This is a genomic window from Xanthobacter aminoxidans (assembly GCF_043193615.1).
In the GTDB taxonomy this organism is placed as follows: Bacteria; Pseudomonadota; Alphaproteobacteria; order Rhizobiales; family Xanthobacteraceae; genus Xanthobacter; species Xanthobacter aminoxidans.
On the sequence record NZ_JBAFUS010000003.1, the window covers coordinates 256,123 to 270,225 of the forward strand.

Sequence of the window (14,103 nt, forward strand, 5' to 3'; positions counted from 1 at the left end):
GCAAGGGAAAGATGCTCCCTGAATAGGCAGAATGCAATGTATACTGACCGCATATCAGGCATGTGCCCAGCGCTTGGCTAGGCAATGTACGCCCTACCATGGCACCAGCGAACGTCATAAATCAGTAATTCCAGCGCTGCGCCTTGGAAATCAGAAAGTCGCGGAAGACCTGAATCCGGGCCACCGAGCGCATTTCCTGAGCATATGTGAAGTATGCCTCCAGCTTGGGCGTTTCGCGATCGGTGAAGAGCTGCACCAGCGAGGTCGAATCGTCCGAGAGATAATCCGGCAGGGTGCCGATGCCCACGCCCCGCTCCACCGCCCGCTTGAGGCCGAGCACGTTGTTGACCTCGAAGGCGGGAATGCGCGGGGTGGAGCCGTCGCGGCCGGCATGCTCCAGCCAGTTCAGCCCCTGGAAATAGGAGGGGATCGGCCCGCCGAGCAGCAGGATGCGGTGCTTGTCCAGCTCGTCCAGCGTGCGCGGATGGCCGTGGCGCTTGAGATAGTCGGCCGAGGCATAGGCGTGGAAATGCACGGTGAAGAGCTTGCGCTGCACCAGGTCCGGCTGCACCGGCTGGCGCATGCGGATGGCGACATCCGCCTCGCGCATGGCGAGGTCCAGCTCCTCGTCGGTGAGGATGAGCTGGATGCGGATGTCCGGGAACAGCTCCACGAACTCGCCCACCCGCGCGGTGAGCCAGTGGGTGCCGAGGCCCATGGTGGTGGTGACGCGCAGGTCGCCGTTGGGTTTCTCGCGGCTGTCGGTGAGCTGGGCGCGCGCCGATTCCAGCTTGAGGAACACCTCATGGGCGGTGCGGTAGAGCAGCTCGCCCTGCTCGGTGAGGATGAGGCCGCGGGCGTGGCGGTGGAACAGCGGAACCTTCAGTTCCGCCTCCAGCGCCGAGACCTGCCGGCTCACCGCCGACTGGGAGAGCCCCAGCGTCTCGCCGGCATGGGTAAAGGAGCCCGCCTCCGCGGCGACGTGGAAGACCTTCAGCTTGTCCCAATCCATCCGGCCCGAGCCCCTTGAGCATCACCGGCGTCCGGCCGGCGAGGTGGTGCTGTTTTTCGCTTGTCTCGGGAGAAGCCGCGGGCTCCCCAGCCCCGCGGCCTTCCTTGAACCCATTTAGATCCGTTCCGGGCGGCTGCCGCGCCCGGGTGATCTACTCCGCCGCCTGCGCCACGCTGTGGTGGGCGAGGAACCGCTCCGCCTCCAGCGCCGCCATGCAGCCCCGCCCGGCGGCCGTGACCGCCTGACGATAGACATCATCGGCCACATCGCCGGCCGCGAACACGCCCGGCACCGACGTTGCCGTCGAATCCGGCGCAGTCCACACGTATCCGCTCTCTTTGAGCTTCAACTGGTCTTTGACCAGCTCTGTGGCAGGCGCATGACCGATGGCGATGAATATGCCGTCAGCGGGCAGCTCGGTGAGGGCTCCGGTCCGAACGTCGCGCAGGCGCGCGCCGGTGACCTTGGAGATGTCGCCGCTCTCGCCCACCACGTCGGCGACCTCGGAATGCCACACCACGCTCACCTTGGGATTGGCGAACAGGCGATCCTGCAGGATGCGCTCGGCGCGGAACGCATCGCGGCGGTGCACCAGCGTGACCTTGGAGGCGAAATTGGTGAGGAACAGCGCCTCTTCCACCGCCGTGTTGCCGCCGCCCACCACCACGACTTCCTTGCCGCGATAGAAGAAGCCGTCGCAGGTGGCGCAGGCCGAGACGCCGAAGCCGCGGAACGCCGCCTCCGATTCGAGGCCGAGCCAGCGCGCCTGGGCGCCGGTGGCGAGGATCACCACGTCGGCGAGCCACGTGTCGCCCGATTCGGTCTCCAGGCGGAACGGCCGCTTGGACAGATCGAGGGTGTTCACATGGTCGGCGATGATCTTCGTGCCCACATGCTCGGCCTGGGCGCGCATCTGCTCCATCAGCCACGGGCCCTGGATGGGATCGGCGAAGCCGGGATAATTCTCCACATCCGTGGTGATGGTGAGCTGGCCGCCGGGCTGGATGCCCTCGAACAGGACCGGCTCCAGCATTGCGCGGGCCGCATAGATGGCCGCGGTATAGCCGGCCGGACCCGACCCGATGATGACGACCTTGGCGCTGTGGGTGGTCATGACGTCCTCGAAAACCAGAAGCTCGAAAGGCTGGAAACCGCGACAAGAGAAGGAACGGGCCGTGTGGCAGGCCGCCCGATGGCCGCAGCGTGAGCTATGCCCGAATGTAGGGGCTCCCTCCCCCGCCCACAAGGCGGCAGCTTCTGTCCCTTCGCAGCGCAACCGACGCAATATTATTTCGTTGCGTTGCCGCATACGGAGACTAAGGTGCGCGGACGTAATGCCCCTGTTCGCCGCGCTGGCGGCGGCACCCTCGACCCTGCCCCCAAGCCTTGCCCCCAAGGAGCCGTGCCTTGACCGTTCGCCTCGATGCTGTCGACTGGAAAATCCTCGACGAGCTGCAGCGGGACGGTCGCATGACCAATGTGGAATTATCCCGGCGCGTCGGCATCTCCGCCCCGCCCTGCCTCAGGCGCGTGCGCGCGCTGGAGGAGGAAGGCATCATCGAGGGCTACCGCGCGCTGCTGGACGAGAAGCGGCTCGGCTATGACCTCATGGCCTTCGCCATGGTGCATCTCATCAGCCAGGCGGAGGTCGACCTTGATGCCTTCCAGGAGCGCATCGCCGGCTGGCCGCTGGTGCGCAGCGCCTGGATGCTCTCGGGCGACGTGGATTTCCTGATGCTGTGCGTGGCGCCGGACCTGCGCACCTTCCAGACCTTCGTGCTGGATATCACCGCCGCGCCCAACGTGCGCAACGTGAAGACGGCCCTCACCCTCAAGCAGTCCAAGGACGCGCCGATCGTGCCGCTGGAAGCCGGATTGCCGAAGGCGTGAGGCGTCATCTCACCGGAGGGCGCTGCGGCGCCTGAGATTCGCAGGCTTCATCGATCTTGAGCGGCGTCATCCCCCGGCTTGTCCGGGGGATCCACGGCGCGGCCGGGCTGGCTTCCGTCCTGTCGGCACCGCACCTGCGGCGGGGTGGATGCCCCGGACAAGCCGGAGCATGACGGCGGAGAGGATGGGGCAAGGCGAGCAAGCCCGATACGACAGCAGCCCTCGGAGGCCATGCGCCGCCGAACCCGCGAAACTCCCAACCCCGCTCAGGCCCAGCGCACGTCCGCGATCTCGAACGAGCGGGCACCCTTGGGGGTGACGACCTCCACTGAGGCGCCCTTCTTCTTGCCGATGAGCGCGCGGGCCACCGGCGAGGAGATGGAGATGCGGCCGGCCTTGGCGTCGGCTTCGCTGTCGCCGACGATCTGCCAGACCTTCTCTTCCTCGGTGTCCTCGTCCACCAGCGTCACCGTGGCGCCGAACTTGACGATGTCGCCGGAGAGTTTCGAGACGTCGATCACCTCGGCGCGGGAGATCTTGTCCTCCAGCTCGGCGATGCGGCCCTCGTTCAGCGACTGCTGCTCCTTGGCGGCGTGATATTCCGCGTTCTCGGACAGGTCGCCATGGGCGCGCGCCTCCGAGATGGCATTGATGATGCGCGGACGCTCCACCTGCTGACGCTGCTTCAACTCTTGCTCGAGGGCGACAAAGCCGCCCGCCGTCATCGGAATCTTCTCCATGGGTCCTTGTCAGACCTCCTGAAACGGTTCGGTGCGCCGGAGCCCCACCTCAGGTGGTGCCGGCGCCGAAAAGAAAGCCGCCCCGCGGTGCCTTTCGGCGCCCCGGCTGCGGCGACTGTCCCGGTTCGGGCGCTCTGCGGCCCCCGGGCGATGCACCCGCCCCGCGCCTTGAGACGCCGGACGGCCGCGACGACTGCGCGCCGGCTCCCGCAGCCTGCGCGTTCTGGTGTTCCCTTGCGGGATCAGGCGACGGAGGCTTCGCCCCGCGGGCTGACGGGAGCGCTGTCGCCCCCGGCACCGAAATAGCCCTGCAGCGGACGCACCGTCAGGTCGCCGCCCACATAGGCCTTGATCCCCTGCGCCGCAGCGATGGCTCCGGACAGCGTGGTGTAATACGGCACTTTCTGCAAGAGGGCGGCGCGGCGCAGCGAACGGCTGTCCGCAAGGGCCTGCGCGCCCTCGGTGGTGTTGAACACCAGCTGGACCCCGCCATTCTTGATGGCATCCACGATGTGGGGGCGGCCCTCCAGCACCTTGTTGATCTTCGCCGCCGACACGCCGTGCTCCTCCAGGAAGCGCTGGGTGCCCGACGTGGCGATGATCTTGAAGCCGAGGTCCACCAGCATCTTCATGGTGGGCAGGATGCGGATCTTGTCCCCATCCTTCAGCGAGACGAACACCGTGCCGGACTGCGGCACCTTGGTGCCGCCGCCCAGCTGGCTCTTGGCGAAGGCGACGCCGAAATCGGTGTCGAGGCCCATCACCTCGCCGGTGGAGCGCATCTCCGGGCCGAGCACCGTGTCCACGCCGGGGAAGCGGGCGAAGGGGAACACCGCCTCCTTCACCGCGATGTGGCCGAGCTTGGGCTGCACGAGGTTGAAGCTCGCCAGCTTCTCGCCGGCCATCACCCGCGCCGCGATCTTGGCGATGGGCAGGCCGATGACCTTGGCGACGAAGGGCACCGTGCGCGAGGCGCGTGGGTTCACTTCGAGCACGTAGATCTCGTCGCCCTTGATGGCGTACTGCACGTTCATCAGGCCGCCGACGCCCAGCGCCAGCGCCATGGCGGCGGTCTGCTTCTCCAGCGCCGCGAGGGTATCGGGCGAGAGCGAATAGGGCGGCAGCGTGCAGGCGCTGTCACCCGAATGGATGCCCGCCTCCTCGATGTGCTCCATGATGCCGGCGATGAACACGTCCTTGCCGTCACAAAGAGCGTCGACATCCACCTCGATGGCGTCGGAGAGGTAGCGGTCGAACAGCAGCGGGTTCTTGCCGAGGACGGTGTTGATCTGGCCCGTCTTGTCGTTGGGATAGCGCGCCTTGATCTCCTGCGGCACGAGGCCCGGCAGGGTCTCCAGCAGGTAGTCGCCCAGCTCGCGCTCCTCGCGGATGATCTGCATGGCCCGGCCGCCCAGCACGTAGGAGGGGCGCACCACCATGGGATAGCCCAGCTCCGCCGCGACGAGGCGGGCCTGCTCCACGCTGTAGGAGATGCCGTTGGCCGGCTGGCGGATCTTGAGCCGGTCGAGCAGCGTCTTGAACCGGTCGCGGTCCTCGGCGAGGTCGATGGCGTCGGGCGAGGTGCCGAGGATCGGCACGTCCGCATCCTCCAGCGCCTTGGCGAGCTTCAGCGGCGTCTGGCCGCCGAACTGCACGATGACGCCCTTCAGCGTGCCGCGGGTCTTCTCGCGGGCGATCAGCTCCAGCACGTCCTCGGCGGTCAGCGGCTCGAAATAGAGCCGGTCCGAGGTGTCGTAGTCGGTGGAGACCGTCTCCGGGTTGCAGTTGACCATGATGGCTTCATAGCCGGCGTCCTTCAAGGCGAAGGCAGCATGGCAGCAGCAATAGTCGAACTCGATGCCCTGGCCGATGCGGTTGGGACCGCCGCCGAGGATGATGACCTTCTCGCGCTCCGAGGGCTGCGCCTCGTCGGCGAGGGTCCCGGCGAAGGGCGTCTCGTAGGTCGAGTACATGTAGGCGGTGGGCGAGGCGAACTCGGCCGCGCAGGTGTCGATGCGCTTGTAGGCGGGGCGCACGTCCAGCGCATGGCGCCGCGCGCGCACCTCGCCCTCGTGGAGGCCGGCGAGAGCGGCGAGGCGGGCGTCGGAGAAGCCCATGGCCTTGAGGCGGCGGAACTGGCCGGCCGTCTCCGGCAGGCCGAGCCGGCGCACCTTCTGCTCCATCTCCACGATGCCGCGGATCTCCGCGAGGAACCATGGATCGATCTTGCAGGCGGCGTGGATCTGCTCGTCGGAGAGGCCGAGGCGCATGGCCTGCGCCACATAGAGCAGGCGGTCGGGCGTGGGCGTGCCCAGCGCCGCGCGCACGGCGTTCTTGTCGTCGCCCTGGCCGAGGCCCTCGATCTCGATGTCGTCGAGGCCGGACAGGCCGGTCTCCAGCGAGCGCAGCGCCTTCTGGAGCGATTCCTGGAAGGTGCGGCCGATGGCCATGGCCTCGCCCACCGACTTCATGGCGGTGGTCAGCGTCGGCTCGGCGCCGGGGAACTTCTCGAAGGCGAAGCGCGGGATCTTCGTGACCACGTAATCGATGGTGGGCTCGAAGGAGGCCGGGGTGGCGCCGCCGGTGATGTCGTTCTCGATCTCGTCGAGCGTGTAGCCCACCGCGAGGCGCGCGGCGACCTTGGCGATGGGGAAGCCCGTGGCCTTCGACGCCAGCGCCGAGGAGCGCGACACGCGCGGGTTCATCTCGATGACGATGAGGCGGCCGTCCTCGGGGTTCACCGCGAACTGCACGTTGGAGCCGCCGGTCTCCACGCCGATCTCGCGCAGCACCGCAAGCGATGCGTCGCGCATGATCTGGTATTCCTTGTCGGTGAGCGTCAGCGCCGGCGCCACCGTGATGGAATCGCCGGTGTGGACGCCCATCGGGTCGATGTTCTCGATGGAGCAGATGATGATGCAGTTGTCCGCCTTGTCGCGGACGACCTCCATCTCATACTCCTTCCAGCCCAGCACGCTCTCCTCCACCAGCACCTCGTTGGTGGGGGAGGCATCGATGCCGCGCTCGATGATCTCGATGAACTCGGCCTTGTTGTAGGCGATGCCGCCGCCGGTGCCGCCCATGGTGAAGGACGGGCGGATGATGGCGGGCAGGCCCACCTCGTCCAGCGCCTCGAGCGCCTGGGGCAGGGTCTTGATCTGGCGGGACTTGGGCGTCGAGAGGCCGATCTTGGTCATGGCCTCGCGGAACAGCTCGCGGTCCTCGGCCTTGTCGATGGCCTCGGCGGTGGCGCCGATCATCTCGACGTCATACTTTTCGAGCGTGCCCATCTTCTTGAGCGACAGCGCGCAGTTGAGCGCGGTCTGGCCGCCCATGGTGGGCAGCAGCGCGAAGCCCTTGGAGCGGTCGCCGCGCTCCTTCTCGATGATCTTGGTGACGATCTCGGCGGTGATGGGCTCGATATAGGTCGCGTCCGCCATGTCCGGGTCGGTCATGATGGTCGCGGGATTCGAGTTCACGAGGACGACCCGGTATCCCTCCTCCTTGAGCGCCTTGACCGCCTGCGTTCCGGAATAGTCGAATTCGCAGGCCTGCCCGATCACGATGGGACCGGCGCCGATGATGAGGATGGTTTCGATATCGGTGCGTTTCGGCATATCCGTCTTTGAGCTCTCGACCGCCGCCACCCGCGCCGCTGAGCCGGCGAAGACAACGGGATCCGTTTCCATCAGGAGCCGCCCCGTCGCAGCGCCCGCCCCTTCCTAGCGCCCGCCGGGCGCAAAAAAAGGGCCGCGGGTCACGCGCCCCAGAAAGGTACGAGCTTGGCCGGGGCCTGCTCCCAGACTTGCGCGCGGGCGGGACGCGGCGCGGATGTCACACCTCACGGATGTCACACCTGCGCAATTTCCCGGGCCCTTGGCGCTGATGGGCTTCCTTAGACCATAATTTGCGGCGACGGAAGCCATGTCACCGAGATGACGCCGCGCCCGGAATACACATCCTCGCGGGGTGTCCGGCGCCCGCCCGCGCTGCCTCGGCCTGAAGGATTCCTGTTCGTTTTCCTGCCGGAGACGCCTGTGCTGCCGCCTTCCCTCGCCCGGACGGTCAATGAATACCACGCGCGCCATGGCGACCTGATCCGCCAGTTCGCCCGATTCGTCGGTGTGGGCCTCACCGCCGCCGTGGCTCATTTCTCCACGCTCGCCATCCTGGTGGAGATGGATGCCGTCGGCCCCGTGCTGGGCTCGGCGGTGGGATTCGTCATGGGCGGCATCGTGTCCTATATCCTCAACCGCCGCTTCACCTTCGACGCCACGCGCTCCCATGCCGGGGCGGTGCCACGCTTCATCGTGGTGGCCGGGGTGGCGTTCGTGCTCAACGAAACGCTCATGTGGCTGTTCGTGCACGAGGTGGGGCTGTTCTATCTGCTCGCCCAGTTCCTCACCACCGGCATCACCATGATGTGGACCTTCACCGGCTACCGCGTCTGGGCCTTCGCCCACCGGAGCACCGTGCGCGGCTAAGGCGCCGCAGGGGCTTGCTGCGCTGTCCACGCTCAAGCGCCGCGCGGGCTTTTTTTGCGCTGTCTCCGCTCAGGCGCCGCGCGGGCTTCAGGCGCCGCGTTCGCCGATGAAGGCCATGCGCTGCTGGTTGTGGCCGATATTGGGCTCGACCCGTCGCGCCGCGAGGCCGGCCTTGGTGAGCAAGGCGAGCACATCCGCCTCCTCGTAGGTGGTCAGCCCAAGTTCCGCGCGCAGCTTGCGATAGGGGGAGATGGCGGTGCGGGCGAGGCCGGCGACCGCGGCCAGCAGGAACTTCTCCCGCGCCGCCAGCCTGAGCAGCGCCTCGGCGTCGGCCAGCGCGCTCACATGGGGCGGGATGACGTCGGCAATCAGCAGCCGTCCCCCCGGCGCCAGCAGCCGCCGCCATTCCAGCACGAGGCTGGCGAACAGGTCGCGCGAGAGATACTGCGCCACCGAATTGCAGATGATGAGATCGAAGCTGCCGTCCGGCAGGGCCGAGACCTCCTCGGGGGCCAGCACGTCGATGCTGGGGGCGGCGACGAAGCGCCCCTTCAGGCGGCGCCGGACTTCGGGCGCGGCATCGGTGAGCACGAGGTGCGCGCAGCGCAGCGCCAGCTCGGCCGAGGCGAGGGCTTCGCCGCAGCCGAAATCCAGAACCCGCGCGTGCGGCCCCGGCAGGAAGCCGACGAGATCGGTCGCGATGGCCGCATAATGCACCGCCTTGTGCCGGTCATTCACATAGATGGCGTGACTACCATTCCAGAACGAGATCCAATCAGCCATCAGCAACTTTCCGAAAACAAGGCGGCGCCGGGGTCAGCGCGCGAACTGGATGCCGGCCTCGGTCTCGCCGATGGCCCGGTCCACGAGGTCGATGGCGCGCTCGCGATGGCCGCCCTTGTTGGGCTCCGCCTGCTGCAGGAAGGCGCGCGCGGTGCGCAGCGCCTCGAGCGCGCGCTGCATGTTGGGCTGGTCGGCGAAGGCCGACTGCACGAGCCCGGCAGTCGCAAGGCCCGCGGCGAAGGTCAGCGCGAGGGTCAACGGGCGCAGGGCGGCCCTGGGGCGGATCATGATGTCTCTCACGGCTTCGAGGAGCGACGTCCGGCGGCAGCGGGGGTGCTGGCACGCAGGGGTGAAACGGCACCATCAAGACGGCACCATCATGGCAGACGGCCACAGACGCGAACGCCCCGCCGCGGGGTGCGGGCGGGGCGAACGTCTAACGGCGGAAGATCAGGCTCACCAGCGGCAGTGCAGGCCGCCCAGCGGGCCGCGCCAGCAGCCGCCACCACCCCAGCGGCCGGGTCCGGGACCCCACCAGCGGTGATAGTGCCACCAGTCGATGAACAGGCTGGCATTGGTGCCGGCGAGGGGCTTGTCCTCGCTCAGGAGCTTGTAGTCGTAGGTCAGCGTGTCACCGGTGAGCACCGGATTCGACAGCTTGATCACCGACAGGTTGGGCTGGCCGTCCACCGTCACCGAGAGGGTGGCGTTGGGCGGGTCCTTCTGGAAGCTGTCCTTGCCCTCGTTCCAGATCTTGATGAAGGTCGCCGTCGAGGCATCGCCGGTGATCCGCTCGGGGCGGTCGGCGAACATGATGACCTGCGGCGCGACGCCCTTCAGCGTGATGGTCTTGTCGGTGACGGTGATGGAATCCGCCACCTGCACGAACAGCCACTGGACGCCCTTCAACTCTTCGATGTTTGCGGGCGGACCGTTCATGCCGCCGGCGGGTCCGCCGGCCATGGGGGCGTTGGCGGGCGCCCCCTGTGCGAAAGCCCCGCCGACGGCGCAAACGGCCCCCAGCAGCGCTCCAAGGATCAGGCGTTTCATTGGGAAAGTCTCCTGCGCGCAGCAAGGTTCGCGGCGCGCAGTGGCACTCTACAACCGCCACGCTTCTTGGAAAGGCGATGGCGCGGGCTCAGCGGTATTTAGAGAGCGTTAATCTTAACGCCGGCGCTGGTTTCGCAATTCGCGACGATCGGCGCCCTTCCCCCTACCGGTAATTCACCCAGAACACGCCCACGCTCGGGTTGGCGGCGCGGATGGCGGGATCGTTCGAGCTGTAGACCTTGGGGCCGGAAACGCGCGCCTGCGCGCCGTCCGAGGCGCCGGCCGAAAGCGCCAGCTGCGCCCCGAGCACGCAGCCGCCGCCCAGATTGCCCAGCCGCCCGCCGCGCCAGTCGGCCACCACGCCGCCGGCATTGCCGCCGAAGCCCTGGATGCGGAACGGCTTGCCGTTGGCCCGTTCAAGGTCTGCGAGGCTGGTGCCGATGCCGATGCCGTTCACGGTCCAGGCCGAGCTTTCGGTGAAGGCCACCCGGCGCGGGGCGGCCATGTTGGCCGGGTCCTTCCAGGCGATCTCCAGGCTCAAGGCGGGATCGTTGGGCAGCAGGATGATGCCCGGCGCGGTGCTGCCGTCCGGCGACATGATGTTGCCGGTGATGACGTTCGCCTGCCCGAAGTCGGCGGCGATGTTGATGGCGGTGGTGTTGGGCGCGAAGGGGCCCGTGCATTCGAACTGGCGCGGCCCGGCGGTGGGCTTGGGGACGGAGACCACCGTCTCCGAATAGTCGCCGAAGGCGTCCGTCTGCTTCACCACGCCGGTGCCCCAGCTATCCGGATTGCCCTGGCAGGCGGCGAGGGCGAGGCTCGCGGCGAGGGCCGCGAGGGACAAAGCAGAGACGCGGGAAAAGACCATGGGAACCTGCGGCGCCGGACGGGAGGGGGCGCGCCTTGCGCTGAGAGGCCGCGGAAACGGCCGGGCAGCACGCCGGTGAACGCCTTTCTTAGCCGCTCCCCTTTCGGCCCGCCAGCCCCCGGGACGGTAGCCGGCCCCGCGACCGTCATAGGCAATTCACGGCTCGCACGCTTTCTGTCACGCTGGAGCGTGGGGGAAGGCCATGAACGAGATGCGGGACCTGCGCGGGTTCGACCACAAGCGCTCGGTGCAGGATTATATCGACGAGACCCCGATCTGGCGCGACGGCACGCGGGTGGCGGCCACCCCCATGACCGCCATGCAGTGGCGCATCTGGTGGCTGGCCGCTGCGGGGAAGTTCTTCGAGGGCCTCGTGGTGTTCATGACGGGCGTGACGCTGCCCCTCATGTCCCGCGAATTCGGCATGGACGCCTTCCAGCACGGCCTCGTGGGCGCGGCGAGCCTCGCCGGCATCCTCTTCGGCGCGCTGCTGCTGGGTGGCCTCGCCGACCAGTTCGGCCGCAAGCTGATGTTCGTGGCGGAGATGGTGATCTTCATCATCTTCCTCGCGCTGCTGGCGGTCAGCCCCTCCTTCGGCTGGACCGTGGTGTTCCTGTTCGGCATCGGCATCGCGCTCGGCTGCGACTATCCCACCGCCCATCTCGTGATCTCCGAGAGCATCCCCTCCGTGGCGCGCGGGCGGCTGGTGCTCAGCGCCTTCGGCTTCCAGGCGGTGGGGGCGCTCACCGGCACCCTGCTCGGCTATCTCGTCCTGTCCAACATCGAGGCCGTCTCCGCCTGGCGCCTCATGTATGCGGCAGCCATCCTGCCCGCCGTGGCGGTGGCGGTGGCCCGGCTGTTCGTGCCGGAAAGCGCGAGCTGGCTGCTCGCCCACGGCCGCGTGGAGGAGGCCCAGCAGGCGGCGCAGCGTCTGCTCGCCCGCTCGCCGCAATATCCGAAATCCATCGCGCTCAGCCATCGCCACCACGGCCATGCCGGAGGGGCAGCGCACGATCAGGGCCACGATCGCACCCCCGCCGCCCTGTTCAAGACCCCGCACAACCGGCGCGCGACCGTCCTCGCCGCGGTGCCATGGTTCCTGCAGGACCTATCCACCTACGGCATCGGCATCTTCACCCCCACCATCCTCGCCGCGGCGTTCGGCCATCAGACGGATGTCGGGCGCAATTTGAGTGATCTCGTCTCGGCGGATCTGCTCGCCTCGGAGGGGGCGGCGCTGATCGACCTGCTGCTGCTCGTGGGCATCGGCGCGGCGGTGGCGCTGTCCGACCGCATCGGCCGCATCCCGATGCAGATCGCCGGCTTCGTCGGCTGCGCGGCGGGCCTGCTGGTGGCCGCGCTCTCCACCTATTACAGCGGCGACCGCGCCGTCACGATGGTGGTCATCGGCTTCATGCTGTTCAACTTCATGACCAATCTCGGCCCCAACGCGCAAACCTACCTGATCGCCGGCGAGGTCTTCCCCACCCGCATCCGCGGCATGGGCGCGGGCTTCGCCGCGGCCTTCGCCAAGATCGGGGCGGTGCTCACCGCCTTCCTGTTCCCGATCCTGCTGGCCGACCTCGGCACACGCACGCTGCTGTTCGTGCTGATCGCCGCCTCGCTCCTCGGCGCGGTGGTGACCTGGCACTACCGCATCGAGACGCGCGGGCGCAGCCTGGACGATATCGGGATTTGATTATTCCGCGGGTTCTGGAACGGGCACGCCCCACCACGCATCGATGGAGGCCGGCACCGCCGGGCGCAGCTCGGCGAGGTCGCCGGCGAAGCCCGCCCATTCAGCGGTGATGCTGGGCGAGACCGAGGTGAGGACGCACAGCTCGGCCGCCACCGCCGCATGGAAGGCAGAGGTGAGGCCGCGGCCCTCGGCCTCCTGCCGGCCGAACTTGGAGAGCACCACCACCGTGTCGGACAGGTCGCCGCCCTCGGCGAGGCGATCGGCGATGGCCCGCTCCACCCCCGCCGAGGCGGCGGCGAGGCCCGCCGGATCGAGGCTGCACCCGGCCGCGCCGGGGCCGAGGTCCTGATGCAGGCGATTGGTCTCGCCGGAGACGAGATCGAGCAGCAGCACGTCCTCATGGGCGCAGCCGGGGGTGAGGTGCTCCACCACGCCGAGCACGCGCACGCCCTGCGCGGCAAGCCGCCGTGCCGCTTCCGCCAGCAAGGACTGGATCTCTTCCCGGTCGCCGCCCTGAAGGGCGAGGATCATCGGCCGTTCGTCCCCCGTCATTCCGAACATCCGTCCTGTCTGCGTTTCCGGTGGGCCGCCCCGCGCCCCGACAGCCGAAGCTGTATCGTGAACACCATAACACGCGGGGGCTCCGGCGGGCGAGACCCCTCTTCCCTACCACGCCACCATCCCGTCCCATCCCTGCCACAGATTCGGCCTAGAGGCGGCACGCTTCCCTGTCTGCGGAGATGCTCCCGCCGTGATTCGCCCGCTCGTGCTGCCCCTCGTCCTCCTCACTGCCGCAACGGCCGCTCCGGCGCTCGCCGGTCCCGGTCGGCACGACGACATGATGCTCCATGTGGACCCCGGCACCCGCATCGAGCAGCGTTGCAACGCCCGCGCCATGGGCGAGATCGGGCGCGAGCACAAGGACATGCGGCCGGAAGAAGTGGTGGCCTATGCCTTCGCCGATCCCAAGCTCGGCGACTTCCGGCACGGCGATGCCGCCATCTCCGCCCCCGGCGCGGCCATCCGCAGCCGGCAGCACTGGTATCATCTCTCCTATCGCTGCAAGACCAGCCCGGACGGCATGGATGTGGTAGCCTTCAGCTACACCTTGGGCGCCGAGGTGCCGCGGCACGACTGGGACGCGCACAGCCTCGTGCCCTGACGTCCCCGATCCGAGGACATGCGATGACCGCCGATCCAGAGACCGAGGCCGAGGCTCCCGCCGCACCGCCCGCCCGCAGGCGCCGCATCCGCAAGGCGGCCGTGGGGGCCGGGGCAGTTGGTGCGGGCACCGTGGGTGCGGGATCTCTGGGCGCAGGCTCCATCGGCGCCATCGCCGTCGGCGCGCTGGCCTTCGGGGCGCTCGCGGTGGGCGCCGTCGCCATCGGCCGCCTCGCCATCGGCCGCGCCCGCATCCGCCGGCTGGAGATCGACGAACTGGTCATCGGCCGGATCAGCCGGCGATAGGTGGCATAAGAGCAGGTGACATAAGAGTAGGCTGTCACCCTCCGGCTCGTCCGGAGGGTCCACGGCACGGCCGGGTCCCCTCCGCGTTCTGAAGCGCCGAGCCTGCGGCG

Annotated in this window: 14 protein-coding genes; 5 read left to right on the forward strand and 9 right to left on the reverse strand. The window is 68.4% G+C overall.

All coding sequences use genetic code 11. From position 1 onward, the window contains the following. Positions 1–121: 121 nt before the first annotated feature. Positions 122–1,012, reverse strand: coding sequence for a LysR family transcriptional regulator (locus V5F74_RS16280; RefSeq protein ID WP_024277513.1), 891 nt, complete (start codon positions 1,010–1,012; stop codon positions 122–124). 151 nt (positions 1,013–1,163) lie between these two features. Further along, a complete protein-coding gene (gene trxB, locus V5F74_RS16285; RefSeq protein WP_250167684.1) occupies positions 1,164–2,126 on the reverse strand; it encodes a thioredoxin-disulfide reductase in 963 nt (320 codons plus the stop codon). Between the two features lie 293 nt (positions 2,127–2,419). Between trxB and V5F74_RS16290 the strand changes: the two genes are divergently transcribed. Continuing rightward, the gene (locus V5F74_RS16290) at positions 2,420–2,902 is read left to right on the forward strand and encodes an Lrp/AsnC family transcriptional regulator (protein WP_029557133.1); all 483 of its coding nucleotides are present in this window, start codon (positions 2,420–2,422) and stop codon (positions 2,900–2,902) included. Between the two features lie 266 nt (positions 2,903–3,168). Here the strand turns inward: V5F74_RS16290 and greA are convergent, their stop codons facing one another. Continuing rightward, positions 3,169–3,642, reverse strand: a complete 474-nt coding sequence (gene greA / locus V5F74_RS16295; RefSeq protein ID WP_029557132.1) for a transcription elongation factor GreA — start codon at positions 3,640–3,642, stop codon at positions 3,169–3,171. Between the two features lie 242 nt (positions 3,643–3,884). Further along, on the reverse strand, positions 3,885–7,259 hold the full coding sequence (carB, locus tag V5F74_RS16300) for a carbamoyl-phosphate synthase large subunit (RefSeq protein WP_250167683.1): 3,375 nt from the start codon (positions 7,257–7,259) through the stop codon (positions 3,885–3,887). A 420-nt stretch (positions 7,260–7,679) separates the two neighbouring features. On the opposite strand from carB, the gene V5F74_RS16305 reads away from it, so the two are divergent. Beyond that, on the forward strand, positions 7,680–8,126 hold the full coding sequence (locus tag V5F74_RS16305; protein WP_394009210.1) for a GtrA family protein: 447 nt from the start codon (positions 7,680–7,682) through the stop codon (positions 8,124–8,126). A gap of 87 nt (positions 8,127–8,213) precedes the next feature. Here the strand turns inward: V5F74_RS16305 and V5F74_RS16310 are convergent, their stop codons facing one another. The 4 genes from V5F74_RS16310 to V5F74_RS16325 all read right to left on the reverse strand — a co-directional run bounded on the left by V5F74_RS16310 (position 8,214) and on the right by V5F74_RS16325 (position 10,827). Beyond that, positions 8,214–8,909 carry a class I SAM-dependent methyltransferase gene (locus V5F74_RS16310; RefSeq protein WP_250167682.1) on the reverse strand — a complete coding sequence of 232 codons (696 nt, stop codon included), beginning with the start codon at positions 8,907–8,909 and terminating at the stop codon, positions 8,214–8,216. A gap of 33 nt (positions 8,910–8,942) precedes the next feature. After that, positions 8,943–9,197, reverse strand: a complete 255-nt coding sequence (locus V5F74_RS16315) for a hypothetical protein (RefSeq protein ID WP_024277506.1) — start codon at positions 9,195–9,197, stop codon at positions 8,943–8,945. Between the two features lie 168 nt (positions 9,198–9,365). Further along, on the reverse strand, positions 9,366–9,959 hold the full coding sequence (locus tag V5F74_RS16320) for a hypothetical protein (protein WP_374254343.1): 594 nt from the start codon (positions 9,957–9,959) through the stop codon (positions 9,366–9,368). A 163-nt stretch (positions 9,960–10,122) separates the two neighbouring features. Then, positions 10,123–10,827, reverse strand: a complete 705-nt coding sequence (locus V5F74_RS16325; protein WP_394009213.1) for a hypothetical protein — start codon at positions 10,825–10,827, stop codon at positions 10,123–10,125. Positions 10,828–11,029: 202 nt separating this feature from the next. Here V5F74_RS16325 and V5F74_RS16330 point away from each other — a divergent pair, with 202 nt between their 5' ends. After that, positions 11,030–12,526, forward strand: a complete 1,497-nt coding sequence (locus V5F74_RS16330; RefSeq protein ID WP_394009215.1) for an MFS transporter — start codon at positions 11,030–11,032, stop codon at positions 12,524–12,526. Here the strand turns inward: V5F74_RS16330 and V5F74_RS16335 are convergent, their stop codons facing one another. Further along, positions 12,527–13,078 (reverse strand): DUF2478 domain-containing protein, encoded by a 552-nt coding sequence (locus V5F74_RS16335; RefSeq protein ID WP_374254337.1) that lies wholly within the window; start codon positions 13,076–13,078, stop codon positions 12,527–12,529. Positions 13,079–13,277: 199 nt separating this feature from the next. Between V5F74_RS16335 and V5F74_RS16340 the strand changes: the two genes are divergently transcribed. Together V5F74_RS16340 and V5F74_RS16345 are read left to right on the forward strand one after the other, a co-directional pair. Beyond that, complete coding sequence (locus tag V5F74_RS16340) at positions 13,278–13,688, forward strand: DUF930 domain-containing protein (RefSeq protein ID WP_038193104.1); 411 nt, start codon at positions 13,278–13,280, stop codon at positions 13,686–13,688. 23 nt (positions 13,689–13,711) lie between these two features. Continuing rightward, on the forward strand, positions 13,712–13,993 hold the full coding sequence (locus V5F74_RS16345) for a hypothetical protein (protein ID WP_394009217.1): 282 nt from the start codon (positions 13,712–13,714) through the stop codon (positions 13,991–13,993). The last annotated feature ends 110 nt before the right edge of the window (positions 13,994–14,103 follow it).

What these genes read in the sequence shown, in the direction of transcription:
- V5F74_RS16280 (WP_024277513.1), bottom strand. Translation starts at nt 1,012, where the DNA reads ATGGATTGGGACAAGCTGAAGGTCTTCCACGTCGCCGCGGAGGCGGGC.
- V5F74_RS16330 (WP_394009215.1), top strand. Translation starts at nt 11,030, where the DNA reads ATGAACGAGATGCGGGACCTGCGCGGGTTCGACCACAAGCGCTCGGTG.
- V5F74_RS16325 (WP_394009213.1), bottom strand. Translation starts at nt 10,827, where the DNA reads ATGGTCTTTTCCCGCGTCTCTGCTTTGTCCCTCGCGGCCCTCGCCGCG.
- V5F74_RS16315 (WP_024277506.1), bottom strand. Translation starts at nt 9,197, where the DNA reads ATGATCCGCCCCAGGGCCGCCCTGCGCCCGTTGACCCTCGCGCTGACC.
- V5F74_RS16335 (WP_374254337.1), bottom strand. Translation starts at nt 13,078, where the DNA reads ATGACGGGGGACGAACGGCCGATGATCCTCGCCCTTCAGGGCGGCGAC.
- V5F74_RS16320 (WP_374254343.1), bottom strand. Translation starts at nt 9,959, where the DNA reads ATGAAACGCCTGATCCTTGGAGCGCTGCTGGGGGCCGTTTGCGCCGTC.
- greA (WP_029557132.1), bottom strand. Translation starts at nt 3,642, where the DNA reads ATGGAGAAGATTCCGATGACGGCGGGCGGCTTTGTCGCCCTCGAGCAA.
- V5F74_RS16310 (WP_250167682.1), bottom strand. Translation starts at nt 8,909, where the DNA reads ATGGCTGATTGGATCTCGTTCTGGAATGGTAGTCACGCCATCTATGTG.
- trxB (WP_250167684.1), bottom strand. Translation starts at nt 2,126, where the DNA reads ATGACCACCCACAGCGCCAAGGTCGTCATCATCGGGTCGGGTCCGGCC.
- V5F74_RS16345 (WP_394009217.1), top strand. Translation starts at nt 13,712, where the DNA reads ATGACCGCCGATCCAGAGACCGAGGCCGAGGCTCCCGCCGCACCGCCC.
- carB (WP_250167683.1), bottom strand. Translation starts at nt 7,259, where the DNA reads ATGCCGAAACGCACCGATATCGAAACCATCCTCATCATCGGCGCCGGT.